21 protein-coding genes are annotated in these 17,993 nt (G+C 62.6%); 3 read left to right on the plus strand and 18 right to left on the minus strand.

The genetic code is table 11. The annotated features are described in order from the left end of the window. The first annotated feature begins 5 nt into the window (after positions 1–5). Positions 6–863: a twin-arginine translocase subunit TatC gene (gene tatC, locus J3456_RS03665; protein ID WP_349578942.1), complete on the plus strand. Its 858-nt coding sequence runs from the start codon at positions 6–8 to the stop codon at positions 861–863. Then, the gene (locus J3456_RS03670) at positions 860–1,708 is read left to right on the plus strand and encodes an ATP-binding protein (RefSeq protein ID WP_349578943.1); all 849 of its coding nucleotides are present in this window, start codon (positions 860–862) and stop codon (positions 1,706–1,708) included. The genes tatC and J3456_RS03670 overlap by 4 nt, the downstream gene beginning before the upstream one ends. A 57-nt stretch (positions 1,709–1,765) precedes the next feature. Here J3456_RS03670 and J3456_RS03675 read toward each other — a convergent pair whose 3' ends face one another. The 11 genes from J3456_RS03675 to cysG form a co-directional block, all read right to left on the minus strand. Next, entirely contained in the window at positions 1,766–3,040 is a 1,275-nt protein-coding gene (locus J3456_RS03675; RefSeq protein ID WP_349578944.1) for a peptidoglycan DD-metalloendopeptidase family protein, read from the minus strand. A 60-nt stretch (positions 3,041–3,100) separates the two neighbouring features. Then, on the minus strand, positions 3,101–3,757 hold the full coding sequence (locus J3456_RS03680) for a protein-L-isoaspartate(D-aspartate) O-methyltransferase (protein ID WP_007120302.1): 657 nt from the start codon (positions 3,755–3,757) through the stop codon (positions 3,101–3,103). Further along, positions 3,754–4,539 carry a 5'/3'-nucleotidase SurE gene (gene surE, locus J3456_RS03685; protein ID WP_349578945.1) on the minus strand — a complete coding sequence of 262 codons (786 nt, stop codon included), beginning with the start codon at positions 4,537–4,539 and terminating at the stop codon, positions 3,754–3,756. Before surE ends, J3456_RS03680 begins: the two co-directional genes overlap by 4 nt. Before the next feature lie 72 nt (positions 4,540–4,611). After that, entirely contained in the window at positions 4,612–5,265 is a 654-nt protein-coding gene (locus J3456_RS03690; RefSeq protein WP_349579136.1) for an SDR family NAD(P)-dependent oxidoreductase, read from the minus strand. 65 nt (positions 5,266–5,330) lie between these two features. Beyond that, entirely contained in the window at positions 5,331–5,591 is a 261-nt protein-coding gene (locus tag J3456_RS03695) for a pilus assembly protein PilZ (RefSeq protein WP_067626161.1), read from the minus strand. Positions 5,592–5,780: 189 nt separating this feature from the next. Beyond that, positions 5,781–6,629 carry a ferredoxin--NADP reductase gene (locus tag J3456_RS03700; protein WP_067626163.1) on the minus strand — a complete coding sequence of 283 codons (849 nt, stop codon included), beginning with the start codon at positions 6,627–6,629 and terminating at the stop codon, positions 5,781–5,783. Between the two features lie 68 nt (positions 6,630–6,697). Then, positions 6,698–7,126, minus strand: coding sequence for a DUF934 domain-containing protein (locus tag J3456_RS03705; RefSeq protein ID WP_349578946.1), 429 nt, complete (start codon positions 7,124–7,126; stop codon positions 6,698–6,700). Further along, positions 7,123–7,914, minus strand: a complete 792-nt coding sequence (locus J3456_RS03710; protein ID WP_349578947.1) for a phosphoadenylyl-sulfate reductase — start codon at positions 7,912–7,914, stop codon at positions 7,123–7,125. Before J3456_RS03710 ends, J3456_RS03705 begins: the two co-directional genes overlap by 4 nt. Then, complete coding sequence (locus J3456_RS03715; RefSeq protein WP_349578948.1) at positions 7,904–9,580, minus strand: nitrite/sulfite reductase; 1,677 nt, start codon at positions 9,578–9,580, stop codon at positions 7,904–7,906. The genes J3456_RS03710 and J3456_RS03715 overlap by 11 nt, the downstream gene beginning before the upstream one ends. Then, a complete protein-coding gene (locus J3456_RS03720; RefSeq protein WP_349578949.1) occupies positions 9,580–9,876 on the minus strand; it encodes a DUF2849 domain-containing protein in 297 nt (98 codons plus the stop codon). Before J3456_RS03720 ends, J3456_RS03715 begins: the two co-directional genes overlap by 1 nt. Before the next feature lies 1 nt (position 9,877). After that, positions 9,878–11,272: a siroheme synthase CysG gene (cysG, locus tag J3456_RS03725; protein ID WP_349578950.1), complete on the minus strand. Its 1,395-nt coding sequence runs from the start codon at positions 11,270–11,272 to the stop codon at positions 9,878–9,880. A gap of 144 nt (positions 11,273–11,416) precedes the next feature. Between cysG and J3456_RS03730 the strand changes: the two genes are divergently transcribed. After that, entirely contained in the window at positions 11,417–11,878 is a 462-nt protein-coding gene (locus tag J3456_RS03730) for an Lrp/AsnC family transcriptional regulator (protein WP_067265010.1), read from the plus strand. Between the two features lie 39 nt (positions 11,879–11,917). Here the strand turns inward: J3456_RS03730 and tpiA are convergent, their stop codons facing one another. The 7 genes from tpiA to rimK form a co-directional block, all read right to left on the minus strand. Beyond that, positions 11,918–12,667 (minus strand): triose-phosphate isomerase, encoded by a 750-nt coding sequence (gene tpiA, locus J3456_RS03735; protein ID WP_349578951.1) that lies wholly within the window; start codon positions 12,665–12,667, stop codon positions 11,918–11,920. An 85-nt stretch (positions 12,668–12,752) separates the two neighbouring features. Beyond that, complete coding sequence (locus J3456_RS03740; RefSeq protein ID WP_067265014.1) at positions 12,753–13,115, minus strand: HesB/IscA family protein; 363 nt, start codon at positions 13,113–13,115, stop codon at positions 12,753–12,755. 54 nt (positions 13,116–13,169) lie between these two features. Continuing rightward, a complete protein-coding gene (locus J3456_RS03745; protein WP_349578952.1) occupies positions 13,170–13,883 on the minus strand; it encodes a DUF3307 domain-containing protein in 714 nt (237 codons plus the stop codon). Between the two features lie 117 nt (positions 13,884–14,000). Next, positions 14,001–14,615: a hypothetical protein gene (locus J3456_RS03750; protein WP_349578953.1), complete on the minus strand. Its 615-nt coding sequence runs from the start codon at positions 14,613–14,615 to the stop codon at positions 14,001–14,003. Between the two features lie 117 nt (positions 14,616–14,732). Then, on the minus strand, positions 14,733–15,944 hold the full coding sequence (locus tag J3456_RS03755; protein ID WP_349578954.1) for a glycerophosphodiester phosphodiesterase family protein: 1,212 nt from the start codon (positions 15,942–15,944) through the stop codon (positions 14,733–14,735). Positions 15,945–16,132: 188 nt separating this feature from the next. Then, positions 16,133–16,495, minus strand: a complete 363-nt coding sequence (locus J3456_RS03760; RefSeq protein WP_067626181.1) for an SUF system Fe-S cluster assembly protein — start codon at positions 16,493–16,495, stop codon at positions 16,133–16,135. A 93-nt stretch (positions 16,496–16,588) separates the two neighbouring features. Continuing rightward, the gene (gene rimK, locus J3456_RS03765) at positions 16,589–17,971 is read right to left on the minus strand and encodes a 30S ribosomal protein S6--L-glutamate ligase (protein WP_067626183.1); all 1,383 of its coding nucleotides are present in this window, start codon (positions 17,969–17,971) and stop codon (positions 16,589–16,591) included. Positions 17,972–17,993: the final 22 nt, after the last annotated feature.

Here is a 17,993-nt window from a genome sequence, read left to right on the forward strand (position 1 = left end):
GTTAAATGAGCGCCTCCGACGACTATGAGATCGACGACAGCTCGGCCCCGTTGATCGAACATCTGGCCGAACTGCGCACGCGGCTCATCCATTCGGTCATCGCCTTCATCATCGGTATGGTGATCTGCTTTACGGTCTGGAATCCGATCTTCAACTTCCTGACCGAACCGCTGTGTTCGGCCATGGCGGAACGGGGCCAAGAAGATTGCGGGCTGATCCTGATCAAACTGCAAGAAGGCTTCTTTGTTGCGATCTCAATCTCGCTCTTGGGCGGTCTGGTGCTGGGCTTTCCCTTCATCAGCTACCAGCTGTGGCGCTTCGTGGCACCCGGTCTCTACAAGAACGAGAAGGGCGCTTTTCTGCCCTTCTTGATCTCCTCACCGGTGATGTTCTTCCTTGGTGCGGCTTTTGCCTTTTACGTCGTCACGCCACTTGCCTTCGATTTCTTCCTTGGCTTCCAACAGGCGGGCACGCTCGTCGGTGAGGGGCCAGACGGCGAGAACGGCATCGCGGCCATCGCATTCCAAGGCTCGGCGCAGGAATATCTCTCGCTTACGATCAAGTTTATCGTGGCCTTTGGCCTGTGCTTCCAGCTTCCCGTGCTGCTGACGCTGATGGGCAAGGCCGGGCTGGTCAGTTCCGAAGGTCTCGGCAACGTGCGCAAATATGCCGTGGTGGCGATCCTTGTGCTGGCAGCCCTTGTCACGCCGCCAGATGTGATCACGCAGGTGATCTTGTTTGTTGTGGTCTACGGCCTTTACGAAATCTCGATCTTCCTCGTGCGCCGGGTCGAGAAAAAGCGCGACGAGAAGCTGCGCGAAGAGGGTTACTTTGACGACGAAGACGAGGAAGACCTGCTGTGATCGACGATCCGATGGACCGTATCGCAGCGGCGCTGGAGCGTATGTCTCCGGCGCCGCTGTCCGCCCCGGACTTTGACGCCGCGGCGGCCTTTGTCTGGCATACAGACCCTGACCGTTTGGTGCCGGTGCCGCAGGTCGCGCGGATCGACCTGCGGCTGTTGATTGGCGTCGATCGGGCGCGGGATACCCTTCTGGCCAACACCCGGCAATTCGCGGCAGGTTTGCCTGCGAACAACGCGCTGCTCTGGGGCGCGCGGGGCATGGGGAAATCCAGTCTGGTCAAAGCGATACATGCGGATGTTCAAGCATCACATGAAGCGTTGCGCATCGTCGAATTGCAGCGAGAAGACCTGCCCTCGGTCGGGCGGCTTCTGACCCTACTGCGCGGGGCGTCGCAGCGGTTTATCCTGTTCTGCGATGACCTTAGCTTTGGCCATGATGACGCGCATTACAAGTCGCTGAAGGCGGTGCTGGATGGCGGCATCGAAGGGCGTCCCGAGAATGTGGTGCTCTACGCCACCTCGAACCGCCGTCATCTGATGCCGCGCGACATGATCGAGAACGAGCGCGGCAGCGCGATTAACCCCTCCGAGGCGGTCGAGGAGAAGGTCTCTCTCTCTGACCGGTTCGGGCTTTGGCTGGGGTTTCATCCCTGCGATCAGGACCAGTATCTGGCGATGATCCGCGGCTATTGCGATGCCTTCGGAGTAGAGATCGACGACGACACCCTGCGCGCAGAGGCTGTCGAATGGCAGGCCACACGCGGGGCGCGGTCGGGCCGGGTGGCATGGCAGTATTTCGTGGATTTGGCTGGCCGAAAGGGCGTTCCCGTTTCGGGCGGTTGAGCGCCGGACGGTATTAGCGAAAGGGCCCGCATATTCTGCGAGCCCTTTGTCGTTTGGTTACTGAATATAAGGCGTCGGATCGACGCTCTCGAAGCCTTTGCGCACCTCAAAATGCACATGCGATTCCGACCCGCCGCGCAGTTTGGCAATCTGTTGGCCCCGGCTGACGGTATCGCCCTTGGCGACATTCACGCCGTCCACATTGGCATAGACCGTGAGCAGGTTGTTGGCATGGCGCACCACGACGATCGGGATGCCCTCGGCGCTTTTGGTGATCGCGGCGACGGTGCCCGCGTCGGCGGCTTTCACCGGCCCGCCGGGGTTGCCTTTGATGTTAATGCCCTCGTTCTTGCCCTTGGAATAGGCGCGGATGATGGAGCCTTGGACCGGCGGCGTCATCTTCGTCGTCTTTGCAGGGGCGGTGGGCTTGCCAACATCGGCCACAGGCTCTTTCGGTTCGACTTTGGGAGGCAATGGTTTCGCCGTCTCATCCTGCGGCAGCGGTTTGGCAGCCGAAGGGGGCGTCGGCGTGGGGCTGCCCGCGCCGGGTGCGCTGGTGACAGGTTGCACGGGGGGCGGGACGGCGGCGGCACTGGATGCGGTGTTGGTCGCCTGACGCGGGGGCGCTTGTTTCTCTACCGGGATCAGCAGGAATTGCCCCTCGCGGATCGCGAAATCGGGGCCGAGGCCGTTCCACTCCGCCAGCGCTTTGACCGGCACGTTATAGAGGCGCGCAACGGTATAGGCGGTCTCTCCACGCTCGACCCGGTGGCGCACCGGCTCTTTCGCCGATTGCGGCGCGGTAGGCTGAGGCGCGGTTGACTGAGGCGCTGTGGGCTGCGGCGCGGCGGTGCCAGTGCTTGCAGGGGGCAGGCTTTGCGTTTGCACGCTCGGCGTCGCCGGGGCGCGGTCGATGGCGCTGCCCGCAAGGGTGGTGATATCGACGGCGCCATTGGTACCGGGGGCGGGTTCGGCGACCCGCCGGGGCAGGGCGATGATCTCTCCTTGGCGAAGCGGGACGCCCGGATCAATGCCGTTGTAGCGTGCGAGTTCGCCGCTGTCGGCCCCCACACGCGCGGCCACGTCTTTCAGCGTATCGCCACGGCGGGCGACGGCGACTTGATAATTGGGGTAGGCGATCACGCCCCGGGCGTCGGGCTTGGGGCGGTCCGCCAAGGGGCCGCGTGCCGCTTCGGCGGTGGAAAACCCATCGCCAAAGGTGCTGCGCATATCGTAATCCAGTGGCTGATTTTCGCAACCTGCCAGCAGTATCGCACTGGTCCCGGCCATTAGGGTCAGCCGCATGGGGCGGCGCAAGCGTGTTTGGCGCATCTGCAAGTCCTCATCTTCGCCCCAGACGGTAAGGGGCGTTGTCCGTGTCTCTCTAACCTATTAGCCGTCCTTGCCCAAGCCTTCCAGCAGGGGGACAAAGCGCACGGCGCGCAATTCGTCGTATTCCAGCCCATCAGCGGTCTTTCGCACGCGGATGAGGTGTTGGACGGTGTCCGATTGGCCAACGGGCAGCACCATGATGCCGCCTTCCTTAAGCTGGGCCAGCAGGGGGCCGGGCGGGTCTTCGGCGGCGGCGGTCACGATGATCCGGTCAAAGGGTGCCTGTTCGGCAAGGCCAAAGCTGCCATCGGCGGTGATCGCGGTGATGTTGTTGAGATCCATCGCCTCGAACACGCCGCGCGCCTCTTGCACCAAGCGCCGGTGCCGGTCGATCGTATAGACCCGCCGCGCAAGCTTGCTGAGGATCGCGGCCTGATAGCCCGAGCCAGTGCCGATTTCGAGCACCTTATCGCGCGACGATACCTGCAAGGCTTGGCTCATCAACCCCACGACAGAGGGCTGGCTGATGGTCTGACCGCAGGCGATGGGCAGGGGCATATCCTCATAGGCGCGGCTGGCAAAGAGGCCGCGGATAAAGGGGCCGCGGTCGATCGCTTCCATTGCTGTCAGCACACGCGCATCGGTCACGCCCTTGGAGCGCAGTGCGTAGAGGAACTGCATCTTGCGTTCGGCTTCAGAGATCGGCTCTTCGTTCATCCGTTGATGCCTGTGAGTGTTTCAAGCGCTGCGTGGTCCGTCAGGTCACAGCGCATTGGCGTGACCGAGACATAGCCATCAAGATTCACGCAGGCGTCACTGCCGGGCGCTGTTTGCACACGTTGATCGCCACCTTTAATCCACAGAAAGCGGCGGCCAGACGGGGACAGGTGCGCTTCGGTGGCAAATCCGGTGCCGGGGCGACGGCCCTGAGGGGCCAGCCGGATGCCGCGCACATCGGCGCCCGCGACGGGGGGGAAGTTTACGTTATAAAACAGGCCGTAGGCGGCGTCTTCGCTGGGGCTGTGGTCCAGAATGCGGCGGCAGGTTTCAACGCCGTGTTGGGCGGCCGCCTCAAACGGATCGGCAAGATCGCGGTTGGCGGGGCCGTAGTATTGCGACAGGGCGATGGCGGGCAAACCTTGCAAAGCGGCCTCAATCGCGCCGCCAAGGGTACCAGAGTAAAGCGCGTTCTCAGCGGCGTTATTGCCCCGGTTCACGCCGGAAAGCACCAGATCGGGGGGCGCTGCCGTCATCGTGTCATGGATCGCGGCAAGGACGCAGTCAGCGGGGGAGCCTTCGGTGGCAAAGACGCGGTCGTCCAATTGCGAGATCATCATTGGCTTCGTGTAGCTGATGCAATGGCCCACGCCGGATTGCTCAAACGCAGGTGCAACGGTCCAGACCTCGCCCTCGGGCCCGGCCAATTCCTCGGCGATGGCGCGCAGCACGGCCAGACCGGGCGCGTTGATGCCGTCATCGTTGGTAATCAGAATACGCATGAAAGGCCCCTTTTTGCCTTGATAGGCGAGGGGCGGACCGGCGGCAAGCGCAGCGCGCCGGTGCCGCGCGGTTCAGGAGGCGGAGTTTTCCGAAAGTTGCGCCAATACCGCAGCGGCCTGCGTGGCAGTGTCGCTGAGCAACGTGCGGTCTTCACCGGGGAAGAAACGCGCACGGGTGGCGGTGGGCATCGGCTCGGGGGTGAGGATATGCACGCGCGGGCCGATTTGTGCGGTCTCAACCTGCCAAGAGGTCGCCAGTGCGATCTGCGCGGCCTTGGTGGCGCCGTAGCTGCCAAAGAACTTCGTGCCAGCGCGCGGATCGTCAAAGAAGACCGCTGTGCCATCCGCCCCCAAAAGCGGGGAGACAAAGGTGATCAGCCGCGCTGTGGCAGTGACATTGCCCGCGATGGATTTCTCCATATCCTTGGCGTCAATGTGGTCAGTAGGGGTCAGCGGGGCGGCGTGCACGGCGCAGTGGAGCCAGAGGTCAAGCCCGCCCCAACGGTCGTGGATTCCACGGCAAAGCACCGCCATCGCATCGGCGTTGGTGATGTCCATCGGGGCCAGTGTGGCGCTGCCACCCTTAGCTTGGATGCGGTCATCCAACTCTTCCAAGGCGCCGGTCGTGCGACCGACCGCGATGATATGATGGGTGGGGGCCAAAGCCTCTGCCAGAGCGGCCCCAAGGCCGCGCGACGCGCCGGTGATCAATGCTGTCTTGCTCATGCCCGCGATGTGCACTGCCCCGGGCGGCAGGTCAAGAGGCGCGGTGTCGCGCCTCATGGAGCCGCTCAGCCCTGCGGCAGGCGCAGCACTTTGTTGCCGCGGCGGCTGGAGAGCACCAATGTGCCTTGCCCAATGGCCGCAACAACGCCGCCAGCGACTTGGTCGCCCACTTCAACGCGGGAGATTTTGCCGCCGCCTTCGCGGATCAGCGCGCCGGGCGTGGCGTCGCTGCCGAAAATACCAATCAGCGCTGTGCTGGACAGATCGGCCTTTTCAGTTGCCAGATCGGAGACTTTCTTTGGGGTCGGGGTCCCAGTGCTCGTCATGATGTGCCTTTCGCCTGTGGTTGCGTTTTGCGCGGCAGTCCCCCGCGCTCGCAAGGCGTCAGCTAACCCCTGCCGCAGTGCAGCGGAAGGGGGCGTTTTTGGGATGCGCAGGGTTCTGCCAGAGCGTCGGCAAAGCAGCGCCGACGACTCACTTGTAACGCTGCGACCTTTCGTAAGGCTTAACCTGCGTTAGCCAACAAAGGCCTTTTCCACGACGAAATGCTGGGGGTCGGAATTGGCACCCTCGGTCAGGCCAAAGCCTTCGAGGATCTCCATGATATCCTTGTTGAAGCCCAAGCTGCCGCAGACCATGGCGCGGTCGTGGGCGGCGTTGATCTGAGGCACGCCGAGATCTTTGAACACCGTGCCATCCTGCAAAAGGTTCGTGATCCGGCCCATCTTGGGGCTCTCTTCGCGGGTGGTGGTCGGGTAATAGCGGATCTTGGCGAGGTTTTCGGGGCCGATCAGTTCTTGCATCAGCTCGTCGGCCTTCAGCCCTTCGATCAATTGGCGGCCATATTCCAGTTCCGCTACATCGCGGCAGGTGTGGGTGACGATGACCTCATCGAATTTCTCATAGGTCTCAGGCTCGCGCAGCAGGCTGGCAAAGGGGGCAAATCCCGTGCCCGTGGCGAACATCCACAACCGGTCGCCCGGCAGCAGCGCGTCATGCACCAGCGTGCCCACGGGTTTGGGCCGCAGGATGATCTGGTCGCCGGGCTGGATGTGCTGCAATTTCGAGGTCAGCGGGCCGTCCTGCACCTTAATTGAGTAGAACTCCAACTCATCGTCCCACGCAGGCGAGGCGATGGAATAGGCGCGCAGCAGGGGTTTTTGTTTGCCCGTCTCGGGGTGCGGATCGCCCATCAGGCCGATCATGACGAACTCGCCCGAGCGGAAGCGCAAGGACGCGGGCCGCGATACCCGGAACGAGAAAAGCTGATCCGTCCAATGGGTGACCGAGGTCACGGTCTGGGCGTCGGGCAACGTCGGGACGGGCTTGGCGGCGGTTTGGTTCACTGTGCTCTGCTCGGTCATCATGGTTTCCGCAAATCGGTTTGCGGCCTCTACTTATGGCAAGGAAGGGGGGAGGGCAATGAAGCGGCCTATTTGGCCGCCGCTGCCTGTGGGGAGGCTCCGCGAAGGCGGGACTGATAGTTGTGTGCCTGCCAGTCAGCGCGGGCGAGCCATTGGTCCTGCGGCTGACGCGCGGCCAGATCATTGTCGATCTCAACCTCATCGAACCCCGCGCGGCGGGCCATGGCGTATTGGTCGGCCAGCACATGCCCGCGGGCGCGCAAACGGCCCGTATAGCCCCGCAGGCGCAGGACACGTGCGATGGTAAAGCCGCGCCCATCCGCGAAAGACGGAAAATCGACACGGATCATCTCAAGCACCGGGGTCAGCGTGAGGGCATGGGCATCGGCGTCAGAGCCGAGATCGATGGCGCGGCAATCATTCGCCGCACCATCCTCGCAATAGCCATGGGTCCAGTCGTCGGCGGTGAAACCTGTGTCGGTTACGAGTACGCTCATGATTTGTCTCCTGTTCGGACCGCTTTGCCGTTCACAAAGTGGATGCCGCATTCTTCTTTGTTCTGATCGCGCCAGCGTCCGGCGCGCGGGTCTTCGCCGGGTGCCACGGGCGAGGTGCAGGGCGCGCAGCCGATCGAGGGGTAGCCCTTGGCCACCAGAGGATGCCGAGGCAGGCGGTTCTCGGCGATGTAATCGGCCACATCGGAGGTTGCCCAATAGGCCAGCGGGTTCACCTTGATGCGCGGGGCGGAACCCTCTTTGGGGATTTCCACCTCAAAGAAGTCCAACGCCGCGCGGCTGCCAGATTGAAAGCGTTTACGCCCGGTGATCCAGCCGTCATAGCCCGCCAACGCGTTCTGCAAGGGCCGCGTTTTGCGCAATGCGCAGCAGGCGTCTGTGTCGTATTGGTACAGCGTGCCATCCGGATCCTGCGCTGCGATCTCTGCGCTGCGCAGGGTGGTGACCTTGCGCAGGCCGAGGCGTTCGCTCAGCTCCTGCTGGTAGACGAGCGTTTCGGCAAAGAGCATCTCGGTGTCGATAAAGAGCACCGGGATATCCCGCGACACCATTGAGGCAAGGTGCAAGAGCGCCACCGATTCCGCGCCGAAGCTTGAGACGAGGGTGAGGTTCTCGATCTCGGCATAGGCGCGGCGGATGACATCCGTGGCCCCGTGGTGGCGCAGGTCCGCGTTGAGCTGTGCGACTTTTTCCTCGACCGCGCGCAGCCCCTCAGGGGGTCGCGCAGCGGTATTTGAGAAAGGATGAAGTTCAGGGGTATCAAGCGGCATCGGCCCGGTCCTTGTCCGCCGTCTCGGGGTAGAGCACGGCTTTGAAGGGCGCGAGGCCGAGGCGGCGGTAGGCTTGCAAGAAGGTCTCTGCAGGATCGTTGCGCAGGTCGAGGTAGCCCAGAACAAGGCGTTCGATGGCCGGAATGATCTCCTCGGCCGAGAAGCCGGGGCCGGTGCGGGTGCCAAGACTCGCATCCTCGGTGCCATCGCCGCCGAGCGTGATTTGGTAGTTCTCCACGCCCGCGCGGTCGAGACCGAGGATCCCGATGTGCCCCACATGGTGGTGGCCGCAGGCGTTGATGCAGCCCGAGATCTTGATCTTGAGCGGGCCCACGTCATGCTCCAACTTCAGCTCGTCGAAACGGGTGGCGATTTCTTGTGCGATGGGGATCGAGCGGGCGGTGGCCAGCGCGCAATAGTCCATGCCGGGGCAAGCGATGATGTCCGAGATCAGGCCGATGTTGGCGGTGGCCAGCTTGGCCTCTTTCAGCGCGGCATGCAGTTCGGGCAGGTCGCTGCGGTGCACATGGGGCAGGATTACGTTCTGCTCGTGGCTGATGCGCAGCTCGTCATGGCCAAAGCGGCGGGCGAGGTCGGCCATCACGCGCATCTGGTCGGCTGTGGCATCGCCCGGTGTGGCACCATGGGCCTTGAGGCTGATCGAGACGATGGCATAGCCCGGCGCGCGGTGCTCGGCGAGGTTGGTATCGGCCCACGCGCGGAAGACGGGATCGTTGGTATAGGCAGATTCGTAGGCCGCGAGGGAGGCAGTTCTGAACTCGGGTGCGGCGAAATCGGCTTCGATGCGCGACAGCACTTGTTGATCCACGCCGGAGAATTGGCTGCGGAACAGCGCATATTGCGCGTCGACGCGGGCGCGGATGTCTTCGATGCCGTTTTCGTGCACGGTGATCTTGATCCGCGCTTTGTATTTGTTATCGCGGCGGCCCAGCACGTTGTAGACGCTGACGATGGCTTCGAGCGTGGGGAGCAGGTCGTCGGCACTGACGAAATCATAGAGCACCTTGCCGATCATCGGGGTGCGGCCAAGGCCGCCACCGACAATGACTTCGAAGCCCTGTTCGCCATTGCGTTCGACGATGCGCAGCCCGATGTCATGGGCTTTGATCACGGCACGGTCGGCGGCGGCGCCGGTGACGGCGACCTTGAATTTGCGCGGCAGAAACTGGAACTCGGGGTGGTCGGTGGACCATTGGCGGATCAACTCGGCCACGGGGCGTGGGTCGGCGACCTCATCGGCGGCGGCACCGGCGAAATGGTCGGCGGTCACGTTGCGGATCGTGTTGCCGGAGGTTTGGATCGCGTGCAGGTTCACCTCGGCCAGCGCGTCGAGCATGTCGGGCACGTCGCGCAATTCGGGCCAGTTGTACTGGATGTTTTGGCGCGTGGTAAAGTGGCCGTAGCCCTTGTCCCATTTCTCGGCGATGAAGGCGAGCTTGTCCATTTGCGCGCTGCTCAGCGTGCCATAGGGGATCGCCACCCGCAGCATATAGGCGTGCAGTTGCAGGTAGAGCCCGTTCATCAGGCGCAGGGGTTTGAACTCATCCTCAGTGAGCGAGCCGTCGATGCGGCGCTCGACTTGGGCGCGGAACTGGGCGTTGCGCTCGGCGAGGAATTTATCGTCGAATTCGGTATAGCTATACATCACAGGGTCTCCTGTTTGCCGTGGGCGTAGTTCGACGGGCCTTTGGCGCGGAACTCTTCGCGGAAGTGTGTGGGCTTGGGGCCGCTGGCCTCGGGGGCCACATCGGCGAGGTAGACGCCGACGACCAGGTCTTGCTGGCTCAGCGCGTCGATCAGGCGCAGATCGGCGTCGGCCTCATCGGTCAGCACTTCGGCCTCTGCGAGGTTGCGGGTCCAGCCGGTGGCGGTTTGGTAGACAACGTCGCCTTCGAGCAGCGCATTGGCGGTGATGACCTTGGGGGTGAAAGGCTTGGGCATATCAGGCCAGCTCCTCTAGCGGGGTTTGGGTGGCAGCTTGGACGGCGGCGCGCGGGGCGAGGCCGTAGAAGGTGAGCGCGGGGCCGGTCATTTCGGCATCGGCCAGATCGCGGGGCAGATCGTTGAGCGTGGTGGACAGCACCCGCTGATCGGCGCGCGAGGCGTTTTCGATCACAGTCACGGGCGTGGCGCGGTCGGCGCCGTGCATCAGCAGGCGGCCTTGGACAAAGCGGGCGGATTTCTTGCCCATGTAGATCGCGGCGACCTCATTCGGGCGTGCAAGGGCGGCCCAATCGTGATCGGCGAAACCTTTCATGTCATGCCCGGTCAGGAAGCGAACCGAGGCATTCCGCCCGCGCTTGGTCAGGCTTTGACCGATGCCCGCCACAGCGGCAGAGGCAGCGGTGATGCCGGGCACGATGTGCCAGCCGATGTCATGGGCGTCGACCGCGTCGATCTCTTCGTCGAGGCGGCCAAAGACGGTGGCATCGCCGGATTTCAGCCGCACGACCTGTGCGCCGCTCTGAGCGTGCTCGACCAGCAGCGCGTTAATGTGCTCTTGGGCAGTGGAGGGGCCAAAACCCTCTTTACCAACGTCGATCATCAGCGCTTCGCGGCGGGCGAGTTCGAGGATTTCGGGGCTGATCAGACGGTCGTAGATCACCACATCGGCCTCATCCAGCGCGCGGCGAGCTTTGAGGGTCAGCAGTTCCGGATCGCCGGGGCCGCCGCCAACGAAAGCCACATGGCCGTCGCGGGCTTCGCGGGCGAGGTGGGTCTGCAACAGGTCTTTCAACGCCGGGCGCACGCTATACTTGCCTTCGGCCATGGCGCGGGGGCCAGTGGCGAAGTAATACTCACGCCAGAAATCGCGACGCGCGCGGCCCATGGGCAGGGCGTCGGCCAGCTTCCGAAAGCCTTTGCCGATCCGCGCGAGCGGGCCGAGGGTGACGGGCAGACGCTCTTCCAAATCGGCTTTGATGGCGCGGGCCAGCACCGGGGCGGCGCCTTCGGTGCCGATGGCCACGGTCACCGGATCACGGTCGACGATGGCGGGGGTGATGAACTGGCTGTCGTGCAGATTGTCGACGATGTTGACCAGCACGCCAGCGGCACGGGCAAGGGCCGCGTTTTCGGCATCCAGCGCGTCATCCTCATCCGCCGCGTAGAACAGCAGGGCACCGGGCAGGTCGGCGGCAGTGAAGGCGCGGCGGTGCAGGGTCAGCTTGCCCGCCGCCTGCCATTCGACAAGCTCTGGCGCGGGGTCGGGCGCAAAGATATGCAGCGCGGCTTTGGTCTTCATCAGCAGGCGCAACTTGGCCAGCGCCGCTTCGCCGCCGCCGGAAAGGAGGATCTTTTGCTCGCTCGTGGCGAGGAAGATGGGAAAGTGATCCATGATGCGCCCTGTATTCTGTTTGACGTGACCTCTTATATAGGAAATATTCCCGATAATTGGCTAGTTGCTGGCGCAGATAAGAACGCGCGTTCGCTTCGGCCGTAGGTTGAGTATGAACGTCCTGCGGGGACGAGAGAGAAGAGAATGACTGTCCGAATTGATGAGACCGACCGGAAGATTTTGGCGCAGCTGCAACGCGATGCGAGCCAATCGCTGGACGATATTGCGCGCGAAGTGGGCTCTTCAAAGACCCCAGTGTGGAATCGCATTCGCAAGCTGCGCGAGGCGGGGGTGATTGGCCAGCAGACGGTTGTGCTTGATTCAGAGGCGCTAGGGTTCGAGGCGTGCTTTTTCGTTCTGATCCGCACGTCAGAGCATGAGGCGGCGTGGCAGGCGGCGTTTTTGCAGGCGTTGAAAGACCGGCCCGAGGTGCAGGAGGCGCACCGTTTGGCAGGGGATATCGATTATATCCTGAAAGTGCGGGTCAAGAACGCGCGGGCCTATGACGTGTTCTATCAGGCGCTGATCTCAGAGGTGAAGGTGCACAACGTCACGGCGCTTTTGTCGATGGAAGAGATCAAATCGACGACGATGCTGCCGCTTTAAGAACGCGGGGCGGGGCATCACTGCCCGCCCCGGTTGTTTTCAGGACTGTGCGAGGGCAGTCACAATGGGCGCGAAGTCTTCTGCCTTGAGGCTGGCCCCACCCACAAGCGCGCCGTCGACGTTTTCCACGGCGAAAATATCAACAGCATTCGCGGCTTTGACCGAGCCGCCGTAGAGCAGGGGGAGGGCATTGCCGATCTCTGCGCCAAAACGGTCGATCAGGCGGGCGCGGATGAAATCATGCACCTCTTTGATCTGCGTGATGCTGGGGACCTTGCCGGTGCCGATGGCCCAGATCGGTTCGTAGGCGATCACGGTATTTTCCGCATCAATCGCGTCGGGGAGGGAGCCGTCGAGTTGCCCGCCGATGACGTCGAGCGTTTGGTCAGCGTCCCGCTCGGCCTCGCTCTCGCCGATGCAGACGATGGCGGTGAGACCAGCGGCCCAAGCGGCACAGGTCTTGGCCTGCACATGGGCGTCGGTTTCCCGGTGGGCGTCGCGGCGCTCAGAATGGCCGAGGATCACATGGGTGGCGCCGCTGTCGGCGACCATCGTGGCGGAGATGTCACCGGTATAGGCGCCTGCACCTTCGGTATGGCAATCCTGCGCGCCGATTTGAATCGGGCTGCCGTGGGTCGCATCGGTGGCGCGGAACAACAATGTGCTGGGTGGGCAGATCACGACCTGCGGCGGGTTTTCGGGCAGGCCGGTGGCAAGGCTGTGAAGCTCTGCCAAAGAGGCGGCGGTGCCGTTCATCTTCCAGTTGCCGGCGGCGATTTTGGTGCGCATCGGATCCGTCCTGATCTGTTGATATTGCTAGATCAGTTCGCAGGCCGGCAGCCTTTCGTCAAGGCCGTGAGCCTGACGGGCGCGCTTACTTCGCGCCCAAGCTCTCGTCGAACTTGATGGATTCGCCGCAGCCGCAGGCTTCGGTCACATTGGGATTGCGGAATTTGAAACCGGACTCGAGCAGCGTTGTCTCATAGTCGATTTCCGTGCCAAAAAGGAACATCTGCGCCATCGGTGCGATCATCACCCGCGCGCCGTCTTGTTCGACGACCTCATCGTTGGGGTCGGTCGCTTCGACGTATTCCATGGTGTATTCCATGCCCGCGCAGCCGCCTTTCTTGACGCCAATGCGCAGCCCTGCATGGCCCGCCGATTGCATCAGCTTTGCAATCTGGCCAGCGGCTTTGGGGGTCATGGTGACGGCTTGCTTGCCGGGAATGCCAAACATGTCAAATTCTCCTATGCGGCCAAGATAGGGATGCGGGGCGGTGATCTCAAGCCGTCAAAGGGAATTCATTGTCGCCAGCGTAGCAAAGGCCACGATGAGCGCCCAACCGAAAGAGGCCAGCGTCCCGATAATGACGTATTCGCTTATTTTCTGGTTCTTTTTCACCGTGTCAAAGCGCAGGATCGACTTTGCCGCGATAAGAAATCCGATGCCCGTAGGCTCGCCGATCATGACCATCAGAAAGATAAGCGCGCGTTCCAGCAGACCAATGACCCTGCCTGCGTTCTCCAAGCCGTCGGGCTGAGCCTGTGCTTTGTGGGGCAACATCAAGCCGCCTACGGCAGGCCCGCCTGCAAGGGTGGCGGTGATCAGCCCCGCAAGGAAGAGGGCAGGCGGAATAAGCGTTGTACTCTGAGCAGCCCAGAGGCCACTGGCAAAAGCCTCGGGAGTATAAAGGGTGAAGACCGCGATGGTTGCAAGATGGGCCGCTTGATCGGTGAGGTAGGGCCAGAGCCGCTCGCGATGCTGCTTTGGAAGGGCGTAGGTTTTGATCGCATCAATCCCGACATGGGCGAGTGCGAGAAGGCCAGCTGGGAGGAGGCTGCCGCCGAGGGCCAGCGCCGTTGCGGCAAAGACGATGGCACCGTGCAGCAGAAGTATCTGGGGTTTGCGTTTGGCGGCGACCATCGCGTTGGTCTGAAACACGAAATCCGCCAACAGATGGGCGAGCAGGCAAGCGAGGGCGGTGGCGATGGCCTGTTCGGTCATAAGGGGTCCGGCTGTTGGGTGTGGTTGTTATTTGAAAAGCCGCAGCGGGCTGTGGCAAGGGTCTTTCTCAGGAATGAATACAGGCATATTCGGCTGTAATATCTTATAACAGCTTTATTAGGCTGTTTTCTGCTCCTCTAGCACGTCGCAAACCTCTCGCAACTCATCTATCCCAGCCGCGTCCATATGGCCCTGTACACTCTGCTGCGTCAGCTCAAACTGCTGCGCGAGACCCGCTTGCACGGGTGGCTCAGGGGCGAGCATGTAGTAGGCGACATCGGCTTGGCGCTTGGTCCAACCGGTTGCGATCCGGTCGGCGAGGGGGAGGGTTGCACGCAGGGCGAGGGTGGAATCAGGGGCATGCAGGCGCCGCGCGCGGGGCATGGCGTCGAGGGCGTGACCGGAACGAACCAGCGCCGCCCCATCGGCACGAGCGAGGTCGTCGCCTGCGAAATGCGCCTCGCCTATTCCGATGCCAAAACGGGTGTCTGCGGTCTTGCCGCAGCGGCGCACGGCGGCGCGCAGGACGAGGGCCGCGCGGAGGGTGAACTTTGGCGCCACGGCCATTTGCCAGCCATCCCCGCGAAAACGGGTCATGCGGGCGGGCTGGTCTTGCCAAGTCGTTATAGCCTCGGCGGCACCTTCGAGACGTGCGAAAACAGCATCCAACTCCGCCCGGCTCATCGCGGAGGACTTCACGATATCACCGGTAAAAATTGCCCAAGTTTCCATGGCTTGCCCCTTGTTTCCCGCAATGTCGCAGGAAGGAGAAATCCATGCAAGCCCGGCCAACGAAAAGGGCCGCCCGAGAAGAGGCGGCCCTGAGGATGATCCTATGCGCGGCGCGGATCAGAGGCCCATGCAGTTCGCGTAATAGGTCACGGTTGCGGGCCAATCGGAGAAGACACCGGCCACGCCCACGTCTTGGGCCAGTACATCCAGCGCCACCAGATAGTCGCTGTCATCTTTCACAATATCATTGACCGACTGGAAGTACCAACCGCCACCGGAGGCCAGCGGGCCGGACCGTTCCAGCGTCCAAGCGATCAGGGTCAGACCCGCCTCTTTCGCGGCCATGGCGTAATCGGACGCGGCAATCTCGCCCTCTTTGTTGGTCAGCATCATGTTGAGCGATGGGGCGAGGTAGTTGACGCCCTTGGCTTTCAGATCGGCGAAATCTTCGGCCCATGTCTCGGGGTTTTGCTCATCGAAACCGTCGGACCATTGCACCAGATAAACGGCCTGCTTGCCGAATTCGGGTGTGTTCTCAACCCAGTAGAGCACATCGTCAAGGTTGAAGGACTGCGGCCAAACGTCAGAGGCCGGAATGCCCGCAGCGACATATTCATCGACCAGCTTCTGCGCGTAGTCTTCCTGAGAGAAACCGTCATGGGGCATCTCGACAGAGGGGGATTTCAGCTCGGGCGTGAATTTGGCGCCCAAGGATTTGAACAGTTCGATCGATTCCGCATGGGTCATCAGATCGGCTTTGTCGCTGTAAAGCTCGGTGCGCCAATTCGCGACGCCGCCCTGATAGTCTTCGGCGGTGGTGGCGGTCTTGTCGGCACTGTCCATCTTGGGCGTCAGGGTGCGGAACTCTGCCAGCGTGATGTCAGAGGTGCGGCATTCGGCGCTGGCTGGCGTGTCGCCCGACGCGGCGGTAAAGCCGGTGGTGCATTTTTCGGCCAGATCAGAGACGAGGATGTTCGTGGTGGTGTGCAGATCGTTCTGCGCGTGGCGGCAGACCAATTCGTGATCGGCGGTAAAGGTCACGTCGCATTCCAAAATGCCCGCACCCATGCGCGCGGCGGCGACGTTGGATTGCACGGTATGTTCGGGAAACATCAGCGGTGCGCCCCGGTGCCCGATGGAGAAATCGGACTTGGCGGCGTCTTGACCCATGCAAGAGGCCAGCTTGTCCTTCAGGTCGCCCTCGGGCAGCTTATCCACCAGATAGGCGGGGCGGGGGCCGTATTCGACCGGTGTCGCTGCAGAATGAGCTTCGGCCAGCGCCATGCCGGGCGCGAGGGCCAGAGCGGCGAGAGAAACAAGGGTTCGCATAATGTTATCCGTTCGTGAATGAAGTTCTGGGCGCTTCTATGAGGGGGCTGTGTAACGGTTTCACGACCGGATCATGTCAGGCAAATGAACAATCCGGCGCGCCCCTATTCGGCACGACGCGGCCAAAGAAAAACGCCGCCGATGACCTGCATCGACGGCGTTTATTGTTCGCTCTGCGAAACTGTGGCTTACATGAAGCCCAGTTCAAGCCGGGCTTCATCAGACATCATGTCCATGCCCCAAGGCGGTTCCCAAACCAGCGCCACATCGACCTGCTTGACCCCCGCAATCGGTTCGACCGCATCGGCGACCCATCCGGGCATTTCACCCGCGACGGGGCAACCGGGCGCGGTCAGCGACATCTTGATGTCGACTTCGTTCTCGGCGTTGATGTCGATCGTGTAGATTAGCCCGAGTTCATAGATATTCACAGGGATCTCAGGGTCATAGACCGTGCGACACGCCTCAACGACCTGCTCGTAAAGCGGGTGGTCGGTGGAAGAGGGCGCAATCAGCGGTGTCCCTTCGAGCGGTTGGGTCTGTTCGGTCATCTCTTGCCTCGCATCATTCTCGACGTTTTATATAGGGATTGCGGGGCGCGGCGTAAAGTGGCCCGACGCCCTGAGGGCGCGGGGCCGCCCCGGTCAGCCCCCCTTGCGGCGCCGCGCAGGTTGAGGCTTCACGCGGGCTTCGATCTCATCATAGACCTTACCGACGATATCTTTCTTGGTGGCGTTCTCGATCCCTTCGAACCCGGGGGAGGAGTTGACCTCAAGCACCTTTGGGCCGCTTTCCGAACGGAGCAGATCGACCCCTGCGATGCCAAGGCCAAAGGCCCGCGCGGCGCGCACGGCGGTGTCGCGTTCCTCTTTCGAGATGCGGACGACCTTGGCCGAACCGCCCCGGTGCAGGTTCGAGCGGAAGTCGCCCTCCGCCCCGGTGCGCTTCATGGAGGCGACGACCTTGCCTGCCACCACGAGGCAGCGGATATCTTCACCGGCGGCTTCCTTGACGAAATCCTGCACGAGAAAGTTGGCGCGCAGGCCGCGGAAGGCGTCGATCACACTCTCGGCGGCTTTCTTGGTTTCCGCCAGCACGACGCCTTTGCCTTGGGTCGATTCCAGCAGCTTTACGATCAAGGGCGCGGTGCCCACCAGGGCCATCAGGTTTGAGGTATCCTTCGGCGAGGCGGCAAAGGCCGTGGTCGGCATGCCGATCTTTTTCGCCGCCAAGACCTGATGCGCGTGCAGCTTGTCGCGGCTGGCGGTGATCCCGGCAGAGCCGTTGACGCAATAGGTGCCGATCGTCTCGAACTGGCGGATCACGGCGGTGCCGTAGGGGGTGATCGACGCGCCGATACGCGGGATCACGGCGTCATAGCGGGGCAGGCGCTTGCCGTCGTAATGCACCTCGGGGGCCAGTTGGTTGATCGCCATATAGCAGCGCGTGGTGTCGATGACCTCAACCACATGGCCGCGGGCTTCGCCGACCTCGACCAGACGGCGGGTCGAGTAATTGTCTTCGCGGCTGAGCACCGCGATGCGCAGGGCACGCTGTGGTGCTGTGTGGCGCAGGCTCGCGGTATGGTAGACGTCATAGTTCAGATCAGGCTGCAAACGCCGCTCGGTCGCTGAGATGTTGATATGCTCGGTCAGCGCCTGACGGCCCAGCAACATGCGGCTGGTCATGCTTGCGCGGTTGGTCAGGGTCACGTCGATGGGCCAGCTTTGGCCGTTCACTTCAATCGTGGTCGCGATCACGAAACGATGCTCGGATTCGCCGTTGGAGGAGGTCACCTCGCGCCGGTCGATGAGCGGCGCCGAGCAGGTGATGGAAATATCATCGCGCCCCGAGATCGGATGCACGTTAAAACGGACCTTGGGCTTAGAGGCGGGACCGAAGACCTCAATATCGTGGGCATGCAGCGCCGAGGTGCGCGCGCCAGTGTCAACCTTGGCCTTGATCGCGGGAAGGCCAAGATCGGGCAGGGCCACCCATTCTTCCCAGCCGAATGTCAGTTTATCCATTGCCTGCTCCTTGGGTGATTGG

The organism is Sulfitobacter sp. NFXS29 (assembly GCF_040148765.1).
Lineage (GTDB): Bacteria > Pseudomonadota > Alphaproteobacteria > Rhodobacterales > Rhodobacteraceae > Sulfitobacter.

Bases quoted from the DNA above. Each gene is read 5' to 3' on its own strand.
- J3456_RS03675 (WP_349578944.1), bottom strand. From the start codon at position 3,040: ATGCGCCAAACACGCTTGCGCCGCCCCATGCGGCTGACCCTAATGGCC.
- J3456_RS03700 (WP_067626163.1), bottom strand. From the start codon at position 6,629: ATGACCGAGCAGAGCACAGTGAACCAAACCGCCGCCAAGCCCGTCCCG.
- J3456_RS03755 (WP_349578954.1), bottom strand. From the start codon at position 15,944: ATGCGAACCCTTGTTTCTCTCGCCGCTCTGGCCCTCGCGCCCGGCATG.
- J3456_RS03695 (WP_067626161.1), bottom strand. From the start codon at position 5,591: ATGACGAGCACTGGGACCCCGACCCCAAAGAAAGTCTCCGATCTGGCA.
- tpiA (WP_349578951.1), bottom strand. From the start codon at position 12,667: ATGCGCACCAAAATCGCCGCCGGCAACTGGAAGATGAACGGCACCGCC.
- J3456_RS03760 (WP_067626181.1), bottom strand. From the start codon at position 16,495: ATGACCGAACAGACCCAACCGCTCGAAGGGACACCGCTGATTGCGCCC.
- tatC (WP_349578942.1), top strand. From the start codon at position 6: ATGAGCGCCTCCGACGACTATGAGATCGACGACAGCTCGGCCCCGTTG.
- surE (WP_349578945.1), bottom strand. From the start codon at position 4,539: ATGCGTATTCTGATTACCAACGATGACGGCATCAACGCGCCCGGTCTG.
- rimK (WP_067626183.1), bottom strand. From the start codon at position 17,971: ATGGATAAACTGACATTCGGCTGGGAAGAATGGGTGGCCCTGCCCGAT.
- J3456_RS03690 (WP_349579136.1), bottom strand. From the start codon at position 5,265: ATGAGCAAGACAGCATTGATCACCGGCGCGTCGCGCGGCCTTGGGGCC.
- cysG (WP_349578950.1), bottom strand. From the start codon at position 11,272: ATGGATCACTTTCCCATCTTCCTCGCCACGAGCGAGCAAAAGATCCTC.
- J3456_RS03705 (WP_349578946.1), bottom strand. From the start codon at position 7,126: ATGAGCGTACTCGTAACCGACACAGGTTTCACCGCCGACGACTGGACC.
- J3456_RS03740 (WP_067265014.1), bottom strand. From the start codon at position 13,115: ATGTTTGGCATTCCCGGCAAGCAAGCCGTCACCATGACCCCCAAAGCC.
- J3456_RS03680 (WP_007120302.1), bottom strand. From the start codon at position 3,757: ATGAACGAAGAGCCGATCTCTGAAGCCGAACGCAAGATGCAGTTCCTC.
- J3456_RS03745 (WP_349578952.1), bottom strand. From the start codon at position 13,883: ATGACCGAACAGGCCATCGCCACCGCCCTCGCTTGCCTGCTCGCCCAT.
- J3456_RS03750 (WP_349578953.1), bottom strand. From the start codon at position 14,615: ATGGAAACTTGGGCAATTTTTACCGGTGATATCGTGAAGTCCTCCGCG.
- J3456_RS03720 (WP_349578949.1), bottom strand. From the start codon at position 9,876: ATGCCCAAGCCTTTCACCCCCAAGGTCATCACCGCCAATGCGCTGCTC.
- J3456_RS03730 (WP_067265010.1), top strand. From the start codon at position 11,417: ATGACTGTCCGAATTGATGAGACCGACCGGAAGATTTTGGCGCAGCTG.
- J3456_RS03715 (WP_349578948.1), bottom strand. From the start codon at position 9,580: ATGTATAGCTATACCGAATTCGACGATAAATTCCTCGCCGAGCGCAAC.
- J3456_RS03710 (WP_349578947.1), bottom strand. From the start codon at position 7,914: ATGCCGCTTGATACCCCTGAACTTCATCCTTTCTCAAATACCGCTGCG.